The 17,138-nt window shown below is 63.7% G+C and carries 17 protein-coding genes; all 17 read right to left on the minus strand.

The genetic code is table 11. From position 1 onward, the window contains the following. Nucleotides 1–1,437: an NADH-quinone oxidoreductase subunit NuoN gene (gene nuoN, locus ACNHKD_RS14425; protein ID WP_442754174.1), complete on the minus strand. Its 1,437-nt coding sequence runs from the start codon at nucleotides 1,435–1,437 to the stop codon at nucleotides 1–3. A 12-nt stretch (nucleotides 1,438–1,449) separates the two neighbouring features. Further along, nucleotides 1,450–2,958, minus strand: coding sequence for an NADH-quinone oxidoreductase subunit M (locus tag ACNHKD_RS14430; protein WP_442754175.1), 1,509 nt, complete (start codon nucleotides 2,956–2,958; stop codon nucleotides 1,450–1,452). Then, on the minus strand, nucleotides 2,958–5,033 hold the full coding sequence (gene nuoL, locus ACNHKD_RS14435; RefSeq protein ID WP_442754176.1) for an NADH-quinone oxidoreductase subunit L: 2,076 nt from the start codon (nucleotides 5,031–5,033) through the stop codon (nucleotides 2,958–2,960). The genes ACNHKD_RS14430 and nuoL overlap by 1 nt, the downstream gene beginning before the upstream one ends. Before the next feature lie 9 nt (nucleotides 5,034–5,042). Next, entirely contained in the window at nucleotides 5,043–5,351 is a 309-nt protein-coding gene (gene nuoK, locus ACNHKD_RS14440; RefSeq protein ID WP_442754177.1) for an NADH-quinone oxidoreductase subunit NuoK, read from the minus strand. 12 nt (nucleotides 5,352–5,363) lie between these two features. Next, nucleotides 5,364–5,966, minus strand: coding sequence for an NADH-quinone oxidoreductase subunit J (locus tag ACNHKD_RS14445; RefSeq protein WP_442754178.1), 603 nt, complete (start codon nucleotides 5,964–5,966; stop codon nucleotides 5,364–5,366). Between the two features lie 48 nt (nucleotides 5,967–6,014). After that, nucleotides 6,015–6,503, minus strand: coding sequence for an NADH-quinone oxidoreductase subunit NuoI (gene nuoI, locus ACNHKD_RS14450; protein WP_442754179.1), 489 nt, complete (start codon nucleotides 6,501–6,503; stop codon nucleotides 6,015–6,017). 3 nt (nucleotides 6,504–6,506) lie between these two features. After that, nucleotides 6,507–7,538: an NADH-quinone oxidoreductase subunit NuoH gene (gene nuoH, locus ACNHKD_RS14455; RefSeq protein WP_442756908.1), complete on the minus strand. Its 1,032-nt coding sequence runs from the start codon at nucleotides 7,536–7,538 to the stop codon at nucleotides 6,507–6,509. A 22-nt stretch (nucleotides 7,539–7,560) separates the two neighbouring features. Then, nucleotides 7,561–9,621 carry an NADH-quinone oxidoreductase subunit NuoG gene (gene nuoG, locus ACNHKD_RS14460; RefSeq protein WP_442754180.1) on the minus strand — a complete coding sequence of 687 codons (2,061 nt, stop codon included), beginning with the start codon at nucleotides 9,619–9,621 and terminating at the stop codon, nucleotides 7,561–7,563. Nucleotides 9,622–9,658: 37 nt separating this feature from the next. Beyond that, the gene (gene nuoF, locus ACNHKD_RS14465; RefSeq protein WP_442754181.1) at nucleotides 9,659–10,963 is read right to left on the minus strand and encodes an NADH-quinone oxidoreductase subunit NuoF; all 1,305 of its coding nucleotides are present in this window, start codon (nucleotides 10,961–10,963) and stop codon (nucleotides 9,659–9,661) included. Nucleotides 10,964–10,981: 18 nt separating this feature from the next. After that, a complete protein-coding gene (nuoE, locus tag ACNHKD_RS14470; RefSeq protein WP_442754182.1) occupies nucleotides 10,982–11,590 on the minus strand; it encodes an NADH-quinone oxidoreductase subunit NuoE in 609 nt (202 codons plus the stop codon). After that, the gene (locus ACNHKD_RS14475; protein ID WP_442754183.1) at nucleotides 11,590–12,807 is read right to left on the minus strand and encodes an NADH-quinone oxidoreductase subunit D; all 1,218 of its coding nucleotides are present in this window, start codon (nucleotides 12,805–12,807) and stop codon (nucleotides 11,590–11,592) included. Before ACNHKD_RS14475 ends, nuoE begins: the two co-directional genes overlap by 1 nt. Beyond that, the gene (locus tag ACNHKD_RS14480) at nucleotides 12,807–13,181 is read right to left on the minus strand and encodes a four helix bundle protein (protein ID WP_442754184.1); all 375 of its coding nucleotides are present in this window, start codon (nucleotides 13,179–13,181) and stop codon (nucleotides 12,807–12,809) included. Before ACNHKD_RS14480 ends, ACNHKD_RS14475 begins: the two co-directional genes overlap by 1 nt. Before the next feature lie 99 nt (nucleotides 13,182–13,280). After that, nucleotides 13,281–13,889, minus strand: coding sequence for an NADH-quinone oxidoreductase subunit C (locus ACNHKD_RS14485; RefSeq protein ID WP_442754185.1), 609 nt, complete (start codon nucleotides 13,887–13,889; stop codon nucleotides 13,281–13,283). Between the two features lie 67 nt (nucleotides 13,890–13,956). Next, on the minus strand, nucleotides 13,957–14,520 hold the full coding sequence (locus ACNHKD_RS14490; protein ID WP_016918447.1) for a NuoB/complex I 20 kDa subunit family protein: 564 nt from the start codon (nucleotides 14,518–14,520) through the stop codon (nucleotides 13,957–13,959). Beyond that, complete coding sequence (locus ACNHKD_RS14495; protein WP_442754186.1) at nucleotides 14,520–14,885, minus strand: NADH-quinone oxidoreductase subunit A; 366 nt, start codon at nucleotides 14,883–14,885, stop codon at nucleotides 14,520–14,522. The genes ACNHKD_RS14490 and ACNHKD_RS14495 overlap by 1 nt, the downstream gene beginning before the upstream one ends. A 177-nt stretch (nucleotides 14,886–15,062) precedes the next feature. After that, entirely contained in the window at nucleotides 15,063–15,887 is an 825-nt protein-coding gene (locus ACNHKD_RS14500; protein ID WP_442754187.1) for an ATP12 family chaperone protein, read from the minus strand. A 149-nt stretch (nucleotides 15,888–16,036) separates the two neighbouring features. Then, nucleotides 16,037–17,095, minus strand: a complete 1,059-nt coding sequence (locus tag ACNHKD_RS14505) for an RluA family pseudouridine synthase (RefSeq protein ID WP_442754188.1) — start codon at nucleotides 17,093–17,095, stop codon at nucleotides 16,037–16,039. Nucleotides 17,096–17,138 lie beyond the last annotated feature (43 nt).

The following is a 17,138-nucleotide window of genomic DNA, read 5'->3' on the forward strand; positions in this document are numbered from 1 at the left end:
TCAGAACAGCGATTTGGCGGCGGCCGTCGCCGCATTCATGATCGGCGCCGGATAGACCCAGAAGCCGAGCATCGCGACAGCCGACGCCGAGAGGATTGCGCGCACCGCGAAAGGCGAGCGGTCGAAGCCCGGCGCAGGCTCGTCGAAATACATGACCTTGACGACGCGCAGATAATAGAAGGCCGCAACCGCGGAAGCCAGCACGCCGACGACGGCGAGCGGATAAAGCCCCGCATCCACGGCCGCCAGCAGCACGTAGTATTTCGCGAAGAAGCCAGCGAGCGGCGGAATGCCGGCCAGCGAGAACATCAGCATGGCCAGAAAGAACGCCATGAGGCCGTTCGTGCGCGACAGGCCCGCGAGGTCCGAGATGTTCTCAACATTGCGGCCGTTAATCCGCATGGCGAGGATCGCCGCGAAGGAGCCGAGCGTCATCACGAGATAGATGGCGAGATAAATAATGACGCCCTTTACGCCCGCCTCATTGCCGGCGGCGAGGCCAATCAGCGCGAAGCCCATATGGCCGATCGAGGAATAGGCCATCAGGCGCTTGATGTTGTTCTGGCCGATCGCCGCGAAGGAGCCGAGAAGCGTCGAGGCGATCGCGAGGAACACGACGATTTGCCGCCACTGCGACGTAATCGCCGGGAAGGCGGTGATGACGACGCGCGCGGTGATCGCCACCGCCGCCATCTTGGCGGCGGAGGCGAAGAAGGCGGTGACCGGCGTGGGCGCGCCCTCATACACGTCCGGCGTCCACATATGGAACGGAGCCGCGGACATTTTGAACGCGAGACCCGCGAGGAGGAAGACGAGGCCGAAAATCACGCCGACCGGCGGATGCTCCGTCACCGCCTGGGCGATGCCTGCGAAGGATACCGTGCCGGCGAAACCGTAAAGCAGCGACGAGCCGTAAAGCATCATGCCCGAGGACAGCGCGCCCAGGACGAAATATTTCAGACCCGCTTCCGAGGCGCGGCCGTCGTCGCGCGCGAAAGCCGCCATGACATAGAGCGCAAGCGACATCAACTCGAGGCCGAGGTAGAGCGCGATGAGGTTGTCGGCCGAGATCAGCAGCATCATGCCGAGCGTCGAGAGGATCACCAGCACGGGATATTCGAATTTCTCGAGTCCGTTGCGCTGGAGCCAGTCGACGGACATCAGGATCGACGCCATGGCGCCGACGAGGGTCAGCACCTTCACGAAACGGGAGAAGGCGTCGTCCATGAAGGCGCCGTCGAAAACGGACACATCGGCGTGTTTGCTGGACAAGACGATCGCGAGAACCGCGAGCCCGAGCACGCCGACCGCCATTTCATCGACAAGGCTGAACCCCCTCTCGCCACGGAACGCCCCGATGAGGATCAACAGGATGACGCCGATGGCGAGAACGAGCTCGGGGAGGAAGTGCTGTCCGAGTTCTGCGAAGAAAGACATTTCCACCGTCCGTCAGTGGGCCGCCGCGGCGAGCTTCACCGCATCTAGAAAGGCCGTGTGGGATTGAATGAGGTTGTCGACCGAGGCCTGCGTCGAGGTCAGGATTTGACCGGGCAGCACGCCATAATAGATCGTCAGGGCGATGAGTGGCGCGAAGATCAGCATCTCGCGCGGCGTGAGGTCAATGATGTCCTTCAGGCTCGCCTTCTCCAGGGCGCCGAAGACGACGCGGCGGTAGAGATAGAGCGCATAGGCCGCCGAGAAAATCACGCCGCTTGTGGCGATGAGCGCAACCCAGCTATTGGCCCTGAAGGCGCCAGTGAGCGACAGAAACTCCCCAATGAAACCCGTCGTGCCCGGCAGGCCGACATTGGCCATGGTGAAGAGCATGAAGACGAAGGCGTAGATCGGCATACGGTTCACGAGGCCGCCATAGGCCGCGATCTCGCGGGTATGCATGCGGTCGTAGATGACGCCGACGCAAAGGAACAGCGCGCCCGACACGAAGCCGTGCGAGATCATCTGGAACATCGCGCCCTGCACGCCCTGCGGATTCATCGTGAAGAGGCCCATGGTCACGTAGCCCATATGAGCGACGGACGAATAGGCGATGAGCTTCTTGATGTCCTCCTGCACCAGCGCGACGAGCGAGGTGTAGACGATGGCGATCACCGACATCGCGTAGACGAGCGGCGCGAAATAGACCGACGCGTCCGGGAACATGGGCAGCGAGAAGCGGATGAAACCGTAGCCGCCCATCTTCAGCAGGATCGCCGCCAGGATGACCGAGCCTGCGGTCGGCGCCTCGACGTGGGCGTCGGGCAGCCAGGTATGCACCGGCCACATCGGCATCTTCACCGCGAAGGAGGCGAAGAAAGCCAGCCACAGCCAGAACTGCATATCCTTCGGGAAGTCGGTCGTCAGCAGCGCCGTAATGTCGGTCGTATGCGCCTGATTATACATCGCGAGGATCGCAATCAGCATCAGGAGCGAACCGGCGAGCGTGTAGAGGAAGAACTTGAAGCTCGCATAGACGCGCCGTTTGCCGCCCCAAATGCCGATGATCAGGAACATCGGGATGAGGCCGCCCTCGAAGAAGAGGTAGAACAGCACGAGGTCCAGGGCGCAGAAGACGCCGACCATCAGCGTTTCGAGCACGAGGAAGGCGATGAAATATTCCTTCACCCGCTTCGTGACCGACTCGAAAGAGGCGAGGATCGAGAAGGGCATGATGAAGGTGGTGAGGAGCACCAGCGGCATGGAAAAGCCGTCGACTCCCATCTTGTAAGTCAGGCCCGAGCCGAACCAGCTCTTCTCTTCCACGAACTGGAAGGCGGCGTTTGACGGATCGAAGCCCACCCAGACATAGACCGACAGCGCGAAGGTCGCGATCGTCGTGAGCAAGCTCGCCCAGCGGATGTTGCGAAGCGTCGCTTCGTCCTCGCCCTTCTGCGTGAGCAGGAAGGCGGCGCCGACAAGCGGTAGAAACGTAAGGCCGGTAAGAATGCCGAACCCGAACATCAGCGCAGCCCTCCGGCGACGTAATAGGTGATGATGGCGGCGACGCCGATCAGCATGGCGAAGGCGTAGTTGTAGATGTAGCCCGTCTGGAGCCGGACGGCGATCTTCGCGCCGTCCGCGACGCGCGCCGCCACGCCGTCGGGACCGAGCCCGTCGATGATGGCGCCGTCGCCGCCCTTCCAGAACAGACGGCCGATCGCGAAGGCGGGCTTCACGAAGACGGCGTCATAGAGCTCGTCGAAATACCACTTGTTGAGCAGGAACTGGTAGAGGCGCGGGAAGGCGGCTGCGAGCTTCTGCGCCAGGCCCGGCTTGAGCACATAGACGTAGAGCGACAGCAGGAACCCGAGAACCATCATGCTGAAGGGCGCGAAGCCAACCCAGCCCGGAATCTCATGCCGCGCATGCAGAATGTGGTTGTGCTCACCCGTGAAGATCGCGCCCTTCCAGAACTCGTCATAGGCGTGACCCGCAAAGTCCGGCTCGAAGACATAGCCCGCGCCGATGGCGCCGGCAGCCAGGACAGCCAACGGGATCAGCATGACGAGCGGCGACTCATGCGGCGCGTGATCGCCATGGCCATGGCCGTGATCGTCATGCGCATGGGCATGATCATCATGGGCATGATCGCCATGGCCTTCGGCATGCGCCAATTCGGCGGCCGTCGGCTCGTCATGCGAGTGGTCAAGCGCCACTTCGTGCTCCCGGCGATGACCGAAGAAGGTCATGAAGACGAGGCGCCATGAATAGAAGGAAGTGAAGCCCGCCGCGACCACCGTCGAGATAAAGCCGATCAGGGCCGCCGTGCTGTGCTCGCTGGCCGCGTAAGCCGATTCGATGATGCCGTCCTTCGAGAAGAAGCCGGCGAAGCCGATTTCCGTATGCGGAATGCCGACGCCAGTCAGGGCCAGCGTGCCGATCGTCATCATGGCGAAGGTGAAGGGAATGTCCTTCCGCAGCCCGCCCATGTTCCGCATGTCCTGCTCGTGATGCATCGCGTGGATGACCGAGCCGGCGCCCAGAAAGAGCAGCGCTTTAAAGAAGGCGTGGGTGAAGAGGTGGAAGATGCCGAGCGAATAGGCCCCGACGCCCTCGGCCACGAACATGTAGCCGAGCTGCGAACAGGTCGAATAGGCGATGACGCGCTTGATGTCGTTCTGCACCAGACCGACCGTCGCGGCGAAGAAGGCCGTCACGGCGCCGATGACCGTGACGAAGGCCGCCGCATGCGGCGCGTGCTCGAAGACGGGCGACAGGCGGGCGACCATGAAGACGCCCGCGGTAACCATGGTGGCGGCGTGAATGAGAGCCGAGACAGGGGTCGGGCCCTCCATCGCGTCCGGCAACCAGGTGTGCAGGAAGAACTGCGCGGATTTGCCCATGGCGCCGATGAAGAGCAGGAAGGCCGCGATTTCCAGCGCGTCGACATTCATGCCGAACACATGAATAGGCTTGCCCTCGAGGCCGGGAACGGCGGCGAAAACTTCGTTGAAGGAAAGAGACTGCGTCAGTTGGAAGATGAGAAAGATGCCGAGCGCGAAACCGAAATCGCCGACGCGGTTGACCACGAAGGCCTTGATGGCCGCGGCGCAGGCCGACGGCTTCTCGTACCAGAAGCCGATGAGCAGGTAAGAAGCGAGACCGACGCCTTCCCAGCCGAAGAACATTTGCACCAGATTGTCGGCCGTCACCAGCATGAGCATGGCGAAGGTGAAGAGCGACAGATAGGCGAAGAAGCGCGGACGCGACGGATCCTCGTGCATGTAACCGATCGAATACAGATGCACGAGGCTCGACACGGTCGTGACCACGACGAGCATCACCGCCGTCAGCGTGTCGACCCGCAACGCCCAGTCGACTTTGAGCGCGCCGACCGTCATCCAGTTGGCGAGCACCGGCGCGAAGCCCTGATTATGGCCGAGCGCCACGTCGAAGAAGGTGATCCACGAGAGGACCGCGGACGCGAAGAGCAGGCCCGTCGTGACGAGCTCCGAAGGGCGCGGCCCGATCTTGCGCCCGAAGACGCCGGCGATCAGGAAGCCGAGCAGCGGCAGGAAGACGATTGCTTGGATCATCGCTTTGGATCAGCCCTTCAGCTCATTGATGTCTTCGACCGCGATGGTGCCGCGGTTGCGATAGAAGGCGACGAGGATCGCGAGGCCGATGGCCGCCTCCGCGGCGGCGACGGTCAGCACGAAAAGCGCGAAGACCTGGCCGACGAGATCCCCGAGCGCCTGCGAAAAGGCGACGAAGTTGAGGTTCACCGACAAGAGGATCAGTTCAACCGACATGAGGATGACGATGATGTTCTTGCGGTTGAGAATGATGCCCGCGACGCCGAGCGTGAACAGGATCGCGGCGACGACGAGGTAATGCGTGAGGCCGATGGTCATGGACTTTCCTCGTTAAACGCCGGTCCGGAACGGAACTTTCTTAATCTCGACGACATTCTTGGCGTTGCGCGCGTTCTGCTCTTCGATCTTCTGGCGCTTGACGTTTGGCTTGTGATGCAGCGTCAGCACGATGGCGCCGATCATGGCGGTAAGCAGCACCAGCGCCGACGCCTGGAAGAAGATCACGTATTTCGTGTAGAGCACCTGGCCGAGCGCCGCCGTGTTGGAGACGTTCGAGGCAATCGGCGTCTCGACGAGGCTTCTGGCGCCCTCCGCCGGCTGCCAGCCGATCGCAACCATGCCGAGCTCCGCGAGCACCACGACGCCGACGGCCGCGCTGATCGGCAGATATTTCGCGAAACCCTGCTTCAGTTCGGCGAAGTCGACGTCGAGCATCATGACGACGAAGAGGAAGAGCACCGCGACCGCGCCGACATAGACGACGATCAGCAACATCGCCAGGAATTCGGCCCCCGTGAGCAGGAAAAGACCCGCGCCGTTGCAGAAGGCGAGGATCAGAAACAGCACCGAATGCACCGGATTGCGGGCGAAGATCACCACGCAGGCCGACGCGATCATGATCGTCGCGAAGAGGTAGAAAAATACAGCCGCCACGGCCTCGTCCTCTCATCATGAGCCGCTGCCGCGGCTCGCATTCCTTCCTTACCGGTAAGGCGAATCCAGCGCGATGTTCCGCGCGATCTCGCGTTCCCAGCGGGCGCCGTTCTCGAGCAGGCGCTCCTTGGTGTAGTAAAGCTCCTCGCGCGTTTCCGTCGCAAATTCCTGATTCGGTCCCTCGACGATGGCGTCGACCGGGCAGGCCTCCTGGCAGAAGCCGCAATAAATGCACTTCACCATGTCGATGTCGTAGCGCGTCGTGCGCCGGGTGCCGTCATTGCGGCGGGGACCCGCCTCGATGGTGATCGCCTGCGCGGGGCAGATCGCCTCGCAGAGCTTGCAGGCGATGCAGCGCTCCTCGCCGTTCGGATAGCGGCGCAGGGCATGCTCGCCGCGGAAGCGCGGCGATTGCGGGTTGCGCTCGTGCGGATAGTTGATCGTCGCCTTCGGCTTGAAGAAGTAGCGCATCGAGAGCCAGAAGGCGCTGACGAACTCCGACAGGAAGAGCGACTTGGCGGCTTGGTCCAGTCTCATGACTTAGCTCGCGATCAGGCCGGGGCCGAACTGCAGCGCCGCGGCGACGACGATAACCATGGCCAGCGAGATCGGCAGGAACACTTTCCAACCGAGGCGCATCAGCTGGTCGTACCGGTAGCGCGGCACGAACGCCTTCACCATGGCGAAGAAGAAGAAGAAGAAGCTGACTTTCAGGATGAACCAGATCACGCCCGGAACCCATGTGAAGGGCGCGATATTGGCGGGCGGCAGCCAGCCTCCGAAGAACAGGATCGTCAGCAGCGCGCACATGGTCACGATCGCCACATATTCGGCGAGCATGAACAGCACATAGGGCGTCGCCGAATATTCGATCATGAAGCCCGCGACGAGCTCCGACTCCGCCTCGACGAGGTCAAAAGGCGGACGGTTCGTCTCGGCGAGCGCCGAGACGAAGAAGATGATAAACATCGGGAACAGCCGCAGCCAGTACCAGCCGGCCATGCCGTATTGGGTGTCCTGCGCCCTGACGATGTCGGTCAGGTTCAGCGACCCGGCGCAGAGCAGAACCGTGATGATGACGAAGCCGATCGAGACTTCGTAGGACACCATCTGCGCGGCCGAGCGGAGCGCCGAGAGGAACGGATATTTCGAGTTTGACGCCCAGCCGCCCATGATCACGCCGTAAACGCCGAGCGACGACAGCGCGAAAATATAAAGGATGCCCACATTGATGTCGCCGACGACCCAGCCGTCGGAAACCGGGATGACCGCCCAGGCGGCGATGGAGAGCGTCGCCATGATGAAAGGCGCGAACAGGAAGATGCCCTTGTTCGCCGTGTCCGGGATCACCGGCTCCTTCAGCGCGAATTTGATGAAATCCGCGAAGCTCTGGAGCAGGCCCCAGGGGCCGACCACGTTCGGACCGCGGCGCAACTGCACCGCCGCCCAGATCTTGCGGTCGGCGAGAATGACATAGGCCACGTAGATCAGCAGAACGACCGCGATCAGCACGCTCTTGATAATGGCGAGCAGAACGGGGCTTTCCGCGAGGAAGGCGGTGATGGCGTTGATCCAATCGCTCACGTCTTTGCTCCTATTCCGCCGCCTGGGCCAGCTTGCCCTGCGCGAGGGCCGAGCATTCGGCCATGACCCCCGAGGCGCGCGCGATCGGATTTGTGAGATAGAAATCTCCGATGGCGGAGACGAAAGCATCCTTCATCGCGACCGCCGGGCGATTGGCGAGCCTGGCGACGTCGTCCGCCTGTCCGGCCTCGATCTGGTCGATGCGGGCGAAATGCGGATGCGCCGCAACGAGCTTCCTGCGCAGCTCTCCGACGGAGTCGAATGGCAGCGGCTGGCCGATGACGGCCGAGAGCGCACGCAGAATCGCCCAGTCCTCGCGGGCCTCGCCCGGCGGGAAGACGACCCGCGAAGCGAATTGCACGCGGCCTTCCGTATTGGCGTAAAGGCCCGATTTCTCGGTGTAGGCGGCGCCCGGCAGGATCACGTCCGCGCGATGCGCGCCGCGGTCGCCATGCGTGCCGATATAGACGACGAAGGCGCCCGGCTCGATTGCGATCTCATCCGCGCCAAGCAGAAATAGCAGGTCCATGGCGCCGGCCTTGGCCATGTGCCGCGCGTCGAGGCCGCCCTGGGCCGGCGTGAAGCCAAGGTCGAGCGCGCCGACGCGCGCAGCGGCCGTATGCAGTACCGAGAAACCGTTCCAGCCCTCAGTAATGCCGCCAAGCTTCTGCGCCGCCTGCGCGGCGAGCGCGAGAATCGCGTCCCCGTCGGGACGTGCAAGCGCGCCCTGGCCCACGATCGTCAGCAGCTTGCCGACCGGCTTTGACTCCTGAATGAAATGCAGGAGCGAATCCGCGCCCGCGCCGAGATAGTCGTAGCCATAGGTCAGATCGGCCTTCTCGCCCACCAGCGAGACCTTGAAGTCGCCCTTTAGCCAGCGCTTGCGGATGCGGGCATTGAGGACGGGCGATTCCTTGCGCGGATTGGCGCCGACAATCAGCAGCGCGTCCGCCTGGTCGATGCCGGCGACCGTCGCATTGAAAATATAGGACGCGCGGCCGAATTTCGGATCGAGCCTGGCGCCGTCCTGGCGGCAGTCGAGATTCGGCGAGCCGAGCTGCTGCATCAGCAGCTTCAACGCGAAGATCTCTTCGGCGGCCGCGAGATCGCCGACGATGGCCCCGGCGCGGGCCGGCGCGGTCGCCTTGCGCTTGGCGGCGATCAGGTCGAACGCCTCCTTCCAGGAAGCCGAACGCAGACGGCCGTTCTCACGCACATAGGGACGATCCAGGCGCTGGGTCTTGAGACCGTCGACAACCTGGCGCGTCTTGTCGGAGATCCACTCCTCATTCACCGCGTCGTTGACGCGCGGAAGGATGCGGATGACCTCGCGTCCCCGCGAGTCCACGCGAATCGCCGAGCCGAGCGCGTCCATGACGTCGATCGTGTCGGTCTTCTGATATTCCCACGGACGGGCGCGGAAGCTCTGGGGCTTGGGCAGCAGCGCGCCGACCGGGCAGAGGTCGGCGACATTGCCCTGCAGCTCCGACGTCATGGCGCTTTCGAGATAGGTCGTGATCTCCATATCCTCGCCGCGGCCGATGGCGCCCATATCGCCTGTGCCGGCGACTTCCGCCGTGAAGCGGACGCAGCGCGTGCAGTGGATGCAGCGATTCATCTCGGTCTTGACCAAGACGCCGATATATTTGTCTTCGACCGCGCGCTTATTTTCATGGAAACGCGAAGAGTCGCCGCCAAAGGCCAGCGCCTGGTCCTGCAGGTCGCACTCTCCGCCCTGATCGCAGATCGGGCAGTCGAGCGGATGGTTGATGAGCAAGAACTCCATCACGCCTTCGCGCGCCTTCTTGACCATCGGAGACTTGGTGAAAACTTCCGGCGGCGCGCCGTTCGGACCCGGACGCAGATCCTTGACCGACATGGCGCAGGAGGCCTGCGGCTTCGGCGGACCGCCCTTTACCTCGACGAGGCACATGCGGCAATTGCCGGCGATCGACAGACGCTCGTGGTAGCAGAAGCGCGGCACCTCGGCGCCCGCCTCCTCGCACGCCTGCAACAGCGTGAATTCGGCCGGAACGTCCACTTCGACGCCGTCGACGAGAATCTTTGTCACTTCGCTCTCTCCGAAGTCTCGACGCGCTTGTTCATGTTCACTCCGCCGCCTCGCGCACAGGCTCCGGGTGCGGATTGGCCGCGTAGGAATCGATGCGCTGCTCGATCACGTCGCGGAAATGGGTGATGAGGCCCTGGATCGGCCAGGCGGCCGCGTCGCCGAGCGCGCAGATCGTGTGGCCTTCGATCTGCTTCGACACCTCGAAGAGCATGTCGATCTCTTTCTTGTGCGCGCGGCCTTCGACCATGCGCTGCACGACGCGATACATCCAGCCCGTGCCCTCGCGGCAGGGCGTGCACTGGCCGCAGCTTTCGTGCTTGTAGAAATAAGACAGGCGCGCGATGGCGCGGATGATGTCCGTGGACCTGTCCATGACGATCACCGCCGCCGTGCCGAGGCCCGAACCGAGCTTCACGAGACTGTCGAAATCCATCGGACAGTCGATGATCTCATGCGCCGGAACGCAGCGCACCGACGAGCCGCCGGGAATGACGGCGAGCAGATTGTCCCAGCCGCCGCGAACGCCGCCGCAGTGGGTGTCGATGAGCTCGCGGAAGGAGATCGACATTGCCTCTTCGACGTTGCACGGCCGGTTGACATGGCCGGAAATCGAAAAAAGCTTGGTGCCGGTGTTGTTCGGCTTGCCGATGCTGGCGAACCAGCTCGCGCCGCGGCGTAGGATGGTCGGAACGACGGCGATCGACTCGACGTTATTGACGGTGGTCGGGCAGCCATAGAGGCCGACATTGGCCGGGAACGGCGGCTTCAGGCGCGGCATGCCCTTCTTGCCTTCGAGGCTTTCGATCAGCGCCGTCTCTTCGCCGCAGATATAGGCGCCCGCGCCGTGATGGACGTAGAGATCGAAGGGATATCCGTGGACATTGTTCTTGCCGATGAGGTTCGCCTCATAGGCTTCGTCGACCGCCTTCTGCAGTGCGATGCGCTCGGCGATGAATTCGCCGCGCACATAGATGTAGCAGGCATGCGCGCCCATCGCGAAAGACGCGACCATCGCGCCCTCGACCAGCGTATGCGGGTCGTTGCGCATGATCTCGCGGTCTTTACACGTGCCGGGCTCGGATTCGTCGGCGTTGATGACGAGGTAGTGCGGCCGCTTCGGGTCGACCTCCTTCGGCATGAAGGACCATTTCAGGCCCGTCGAGAAGCCCGCGCCGCCGCGGCCGCGAAGGCCCGACGCCTTCACTTCCTCGATGATCTTGTCGCGGCCTTTGGCGAGGAGCGCCTTGGTGTCGGCCCACTGGCCGCGCGCGCGGGCGCCGGCGAGCGAACGATCGCCCAGGCCGTAGAGGTTCGTGAAAATGCGATCGGAATCGGAGAGCATGGTTTTCTTTCCCTCCGCTTATTTCTTGCCGTAGAGCGAGGTGAGGCTGGTGAGCGCTCCCTCGGGCTCGGAGGATTCGCGGCCCTTCTGCGAACCGGTCTTCACCGGACGGCCGGCGGCGAGATCGTCGAGAAGCTTCTCGAAATTCTCGGCCGTGAGGTCCTCGTAATAATCGTCGTTGATCTGAACCATCGGCGCGTTGCAGCAGGCGCCGAGGCACTCGACCTCGAGCCAGGAAAAGAGGCCGTCGGCCGTCACCTTGCGCTGCGGGCCGACCTTGCGCTCCAGCACCTTGATCAGATCGTCCGAGCCGCACAGCATGCAGGGCGTCGTGCCGCAGAGCTGGATGTAATACTTACCGACCGGCTCCAGATTGAACATGGTGTAGAAGGTCGCGACCTCGAGGACGCGGATCTTCGGCATGCCGAGCAATTCCGCGACCTTCTCGATCGCGGCCTGCGGAAGCCAGTAATCATTCTGCTTCTGCGCCTGCCACAGGGCGGGCACGACCGCCGAGGCCTGGCGGCCGTCGGGATATTTTGCGATCTGCTTTTCGAGCCACGCCATGTTTTCCTGCGTGAACTCGAAGCTCTCGGGCTGTTGCTCGGCGAGACGACGGACGGACATTAGCGATCGACCTCCCCGAAGACGATATCGAGCGAGCCCAGGATCGCCGAGACGTCGGCGAGCATGTGGCCCTTGCACATGAAATCCATGGACGACAGATGCGCGAAGCCCGGCGCGCGGATCTTGCAGCGATACGGCTTGTCGCCGCCGTCGGAGACCAGATAAACGCCGAATTCGCCCTTGGGCGCCTCGACCGCCGCATAGACTTCGCCGGCCGGCACGTGGAATCCCTCAGTGAAGAGCTTGAAGTGCTGGATGAGCGCTTCCATCGAGCGCTTCATCTCGCCGCGCGAGGGCTGCGTGATCTTGTGGTTCGGCGTCAGCACCGGGCCCCGGCCGTCGGCGCGCAGCAGCTTCTCGACGCATTGCTGCATGATGTAGGTCGACTGGCGCATCTCCTCCATGCGGATGACCGCGCGGTCGTAGCAGTCGCCGTTCTTGCCGACGGGAATGTCGAACTCCATCTCCTCGTAGCACTCATAGGGCTGCGCTTTGCGCAGGTCCCAGGCCGCGCCCGAGCCGCGCACCATCACGCCGGAGAAGCCCCACTTCCAGGCCTCTTCCAGCGAAATGACGCCGATGTCGACGTTGCGCTGCTTGAAGATGCGGTTCTCGATGAAGAGGCCTTCGAGATCGTCGCAGACCTTGAGGAAGGGATCGCAGAAGGCGCCGATGTCCTCGACGAGCTGGTCCGGCAGGTCGCGACCAACGCCGCCGGGACGGAAATAGTTGGCGTGCATGCGCGCGCCGCAAGCGCGCTCGTAGAACACCATGAGCTTTTCGCGCTCTTCATAACCCCATAGCGGCGGGGTGAGCGCGCCGACGTCCATCGCCTGCGAAGTGACGTTCAGCAGATGAGAAAGCAGACGGCCGATCTCGGCGTACAGCACGCGAATAAGCTGGGCGCGGCGCGGCGCTTCGATGTCGAGAAGCCGCTCGATGGCAAGGCAGAAAGCGTGTTCCTGATTCATCGGCGCGCAGTAATCGAGCCGATCGAAATACGGCACGTTCTGCAGAAAAGTGCGCGCCTCCATCAGCTTCTCGGTGCCGCGATGAAGGAAGCCGACATGCGGATCGACGCGCTCGACGACTTCGCCGTCCAGTTCGAGGATCAGGCGCAGAACGCCGTGCGCGGCCGGATGCTGCGGGCCGAAATTGATGTTGAAGTTGCGCAGGCCCTGATCGGGCTTCGTGGAGGCAACAGTCGTGTCTGTCATTATTCGCGTCCTTGCGCCGCGTCGGCAGTCGGCAGTCGGGCTTCGGCAGTCGGATTTGGAGACCGCTGGATCGATCGGATCAAGCCACGCAACATTTTCCCGACGCCTTCTGATTTCACGAGGATGGCGTCGGCGCGCGCATCGGCGATCAACCCAGTCCCGTTCGAGAGCAGCACATGCGTTTCCAACTCCTTCAAGGAGCCTTGAGCGGTACGAAGAAAGTTCACGTAATGGCCAGCGCTATCGCGGCCATGCCCTTCCGCAACGTTTGCGGCGATAGAAGAAGCCGCGCGCCTGATCTGCGACGTCAGGCCAAACATTTCCTCCCTGGGAAAGCCTTTGGTCAAAGCGTAGCACTCCACCGCGAGATCCATTGCTTCTTTCCACACGCGCAGATCGCGATACGATCTGATGCTTTCCTCTTTTGGCCGAGGATCCACGTCGACCGCCTTTTCCGACCGCCGACTGCCGAGTTACGACTGCCCCTTCGCCTTCTCGTCGCCCGGGAGGTCGTATTGCACACCCTCCCACGGCGAGAGGAAATCGAAATTGCGGTATTCCTGCTGGAGGCGGACCGGCTCATAGACGACGCGCTTGCGCTCGTCATCGTAGCGGACCTCGACAAAACCCGTCATAGGAAAGTCTTTGCGCAGCGGGTGGCCGTCAAAGCCGTAGTCGGTCATGATGCGGCGAAGGTCCGGATGGCCGGCGAAAATCACGCCGAACAGATCGTATGTCTCGCGCTCGTACCAGTCGGCGCCGGGAAACAGCGGAACGAGGGAATCCACGGGCGCGTCTTCGGCCGCCGGCGTCTTGATGCGGATGCGGCGATTGTGCTTGGGCGACTGAAGATGCGCGACCACCTCGAAGCGATCCTCGCGCTCGGGATAGTCCGCCGCCGTCACGTCGACAATATTGACGAAGAGACATTCCGGGTCGTCGCGAAGATGGGCCGCCGTCTCGATCCAGCGGTCGCGCGCGACGGTGAGCGTGAGCTCGCCATAGGCGACCTTCACATCCGTCACCGCGCCGGGAAGAGCGCCGCTGATCCGCGCGCCGAGAGTTTCGAGTTCAGCAGTCATTTCTGACTTCCCTTTAAACACGCGCATCGTCGCGCCCCTCTCCCCGCTTGCGGGGAGGGGGAATGACTTACCGCTCGATCGTGCCGGTGCGGCGGATTTTCTTCTGCAGCAGCAGCATGCCGTAGACGAGCGCCTCGGCCGAAGGCGGGCAGCCCGGCACATATACGTCGACCGGGATGATGCGGTCGCAGCCGCGCACCACCGAATAGGAATAATGGTAGTAGCCGCCGCCATTGGCGCAGGAGCCCATGGAGATGACGTAGCGGGGCTCCGGCATCTGGTCATAGACCTTGCGCAGCGCCGGCGCCATCTTGTTGGTCAGCGTGCCGGCGATGATGATGCAGTCCGACTGGCGTGGGCTCGCGCGCGGCGCGAAGCCGAACCGCTCGAGATCGTAGCGCGGCATGGCCGCCTGGATCATCTCGACGGCGCAGCAGGCGAGGCCGAAAGTCATCCACATGAGCGAGCCGGTGCGCGCCCAGTTGATGACGTCGTCGGTCGCGGTGACGAAGAAGCCCTTGTCGGCGAGCTCTTCGTTGATCTGAAGGAAGAAGGGGTCGTCCGAGCCGACCGGCTTGCCGGTGCGGGGATCGATCAGGCCCTTGGGTTCGGGAGCGATCAGCGTCGTCATCAGTCCCACTCCAGCGCGCCCTTGCGCCATTCATAGACAAATCCGACCGTCAGCACGCCGAGGAACGCCATCATCGACCAGAAGCCGAAGGCGCCCGCCTCCTTGAAGGCGACGGCCCAGGGGAAGAGAAAGGCCACTTCCAGGTCGAACACGATGAAGAGCAACGACACGAGATAGAAGCGCACGTCGAATTTCATGCGCGAATCGTTGAACGGATTGAAACCGCACTCATAAGCGGAGAGCTTCTCGGGATCCGGCGCCTTGAAAGCGAGGAGGAAGGGCGCGACGAGCAGCGCGCCGGCGATGACGGCGGAGAGCGCCATGAAGATCGCCAGCGGCATATATTGTTCGAGCAGCATCGGCATTGGGTCGTGTCCGGTCGGTCCGACGTTGCGGCGGGGCGAAGGCCGCTTTCGCGGGAGCTCACAAAGTTGGAAAAGCTCCAGGCCGCGGGTTCCGTAACAAAGCCCCTTGTGCAAAGCAAGAGACAAGCGCGGTCGGTCTGACGTTATGAGCGGATTCGTCGGGAAAATGGCGAATTATCAGGCGCCTTGCCGAGTGGTCGCCACGCAGTCGGAGACAAAGGCGGCCGCCGCCATTTCCTTGAATCGCGCCTCCCGCCGGGCCAGCGCCTCCGCGTCTTCGCCCCAGGCCCGCATCTGAAAGTCCTCGTCGATATGGGCTGCCGCCCAGGCAGCCGCAAGGTCAATTTCGTTCAAGGACTTGGCGAGAGCGAGAATCAGCGAGCCGGTGAGCGTCGTCATGACGTGAAGCGCGGCGAGCCGCAGCGCCGCGCCGGGCCCCTCCCCCACATCGGCGCGAATGGCGGCGGAGAGCGCCTCAATCGTCGCCGCGGGCTGGGCGGCGAACGCCACCCCCTCCGCGAGCGTCAGCCTCGCGCCGAGCCTGTCGCGCGCGAAGGCGAGGAGCGGGTCCCAGGCGGCCCTTTGCGCCGCAGCAAGGCTTTCGGGCTCCCCCGCCCGATAGCAGATCATGTCGGAGCCGGCATATTTCACGAGCTCCGCCTCGACCGCCTCCATTTGCTGGGCGACGCCGTCGATCGTGGTATTGACCAGCTTTGTCAAAGGCATGGCTGCGGGGTCGATTTTCTCGCCCTGCGCCGCCCATTCCGCAGCGAGCGCCTCGGCGAGCTCTCGCGAGGGAACGACGACCCGGCGCTTAGCGGGGGTGTTGACCGGACGGCCGTCGAGAAGAATCGAGAAGCCGCCCTCGGCTTCGCCGACCGTCGCCTGCTTATAGAAGCGCTTGGGCAGCGGGCGCGCCGGGTCGCGCGCGGCCTTGACGGGGTCGCGCTCGCTCTCGGGGACAAAGAAATCGGCGTCGAAGCCGGTGGGTTCGTTGGGCATTCTGTCACTCCCTGCCCCGTCATGCCCGCGCTCGTCGAGGGCGTCCAAGCGATGAGGCGTCGGCGATTTCACCAATCCGTTCCGAAAGTCCCGGCGTGAAGGGCCGGGATAAGCCCGGCCATGACGGAGAAAAGGTCGGCGCCTGACGATTAGGCGTCCGGCGCGTCCTCGATCGGGTCATATTGCTTCACGTCAAACCCGAACGTCTCCCAGCTCTTCCGCATATGCTCCGGCAACGGGGCGGCGACGTCCAGCACGCCGCCCCTGGGATGCGGCAGCACGAGGCGGCGCGCCAACAGATGCAGCTTGCGCTCAAGCCCCTCCGGCAGGGCGCGCAGCGGATCGCGGCGGCGCACCTCGTCCTCGGGCCGGCGCCCATATTTCGGATCGCCGAAGATCGGATGGCCGATCGCCTCGGCATGGGCGCGGAGCTGATGGGTGCGGCCGGTCAGCGGCTTCATGGAGAGCCAGGCGCATTTCGGCGCCACCTTGTCGACGATGGCGTAATAGGTGAGCGAATGCCGGGCGTCGGCGTCGCCATGCGTGGCGATTCGCATTTTCTCCAGGTCTCGCCCCGCCCCGCGCGCCTTTTCCATGCCGGCGCCCTTGGCGAGATAGAGCGAAATCCGCCCTTGAGAGGGCTTCGGCACGCCCTCGACCAGCGCCCAGTAGATTTTCTTGGCCTGCCGGGAGCGGAAAATCTCTCCCAGGTCCGCCGCCATGCGGCGGGACTTGGCGATGAGCAGCACGCCGGACGTATCGCGATCGAGCCGGTGCACCAGCACGGGCCGCGAATCGCCCTTGGCCAGCGCCTCCAGCATGCCGTCAATATGACGCTTCTGGCCGGAGCCGCCTTGCGTCGCGAGGCCGTAAGGCTTGTTGAGGACCATCAGGTCCTTGTCCTCGAAGAGGGTCATGGCCCGGATCGCCTCGGCGTCCTCGGGGCTGGCGCGCTTGACGGCGGGGGCTGCGGGCACCTCGATCCTGAGAGGCGGGACGCGGACCTTCTGGCCCTCCTCAAGCCGCGTCGACGTCTCGACGCGCTTGCCGTCCACGCGCACCTCGCCCTTTCGGCAGATCTTGGCGAGATGGGAGAGCGCGAGCGTCGGATAGCGCCGCTTGAACCAGCGGTCGACGCGCATCCCCGCCTCATCCTCGGTGACGGCGGTCGTGGTCACGCCCGCGCCTTTGGCTCCGGGCGCGCTCATGCGGCGCCTCGGGGGCGCGTAAGGGCAAGGAAGGACGGCATGC

Origin of the sequence: Methylocystis sp. JAN1, from assembly GCF_052186135.1 — a bacterium.
In the GTDB taxonomy this organism is placed as follows: domain Bacteria; phylum Pseudomonadota; class Alphaproteobacteria; order Rhizobiales; family Beijerinckiaceae; genus Methylocystis.

Coding starts and splice junctions, on each gene's coding strand:
- nuoN (WP_442754174.1), bottom strand. CDS start 1,437: ATGTCTTTCTTCGCAGAACTCGGACAGCACTTCCTCCCCGAGCTCGTT.
- ACNHKD_RS14430 (WP_442754175.1), bottom strand. CDS start 2,958: ATGTTCGGGTTCGGCATTCTTACCGGCCTTACGTTTCTACCGCTTGTC.
- nuoL (WP_442754176.1), bottom strand. CDS start 5,033: ATGATCCAAGCAATCGTCTTCCTGCCGCTGCTCGGCTTCCTGATCGCC.
- nuoK (WP_442754177.1), bottom strand. CDS start 5,351: ATGACCATCGGCCTCACGCATTACCTCGTCGTCGCCGCGATCCTGTTC.
- nuoI (WP_442754179.1), bottom strand. CDS start 6,503: ATGAGACTGGACCAAGCCGCCAAGTCGCTCTTCCTGTCGGAGTTCGTC.
- nuoF (WP_442754181.1), bottom strand. CDS start 10,963: ATGCTCTCCGATTCCGATCGCATTTTCACGAACCTCTACGGCCTGGGC.
- nuoE (WP_442754182.1), bottom strand. CDS start 11,590: ATGTCCGTCCGTCGTCTCGCCGAGCAACAGCCCGAGAGCTTCGAGTTC.
- ACNHKD_RS14475 (WP_442754183.1), bottom strand. CDS start 12,807: ATGACAGACACGACTGTTGCCTCCACGAAGCCCGATCAGGGCCTGCGC.
- ACNHKD_RS14480 (WP_442754184.1), bottom strand. CDS start 13,181: ATGGATCTCGCGGTGGAGTGCTACGCTTTGACCAAAGGCTTTCCCAGG.
- ACNHKD_RS14485 (WP_442754185.1), bottom strand. CDS start 13,889: ATGACTGCTGAACTCGAAACTCTCGGCGCGCGGATCAGCGGCGCTCTT.
- ACNHKD_RS14490 (WP_016918447.1), bottom strand. CDS start 14,520: ATGACGACGCTGATCGCTCCCGAACCCAAGGGCCTGATCGATCCCCGC.
- ACNHKD_RS14495 (WP_442754186.1), bottom strand. CDS start 14,885: ATGCCGATGCTGCTCGAACAATATATGCCGCTGGCGATCTTCATGGCG.
- ACNHKD_RS14500 (WP_442754187.1), bottom strand. CDS start 15,887: ATGCCCAACGAACCCACCGGCTTCGACGCCGATTTCTTTGTCCCCGAG.
- ACNHKD_RS14505 (WP_442754188.1), bottom strand. CDS start 17,095: ATGAGCGCGCCCGGAGCCAAAGGCGCGGGCGTGACCACGACCGCCGTC.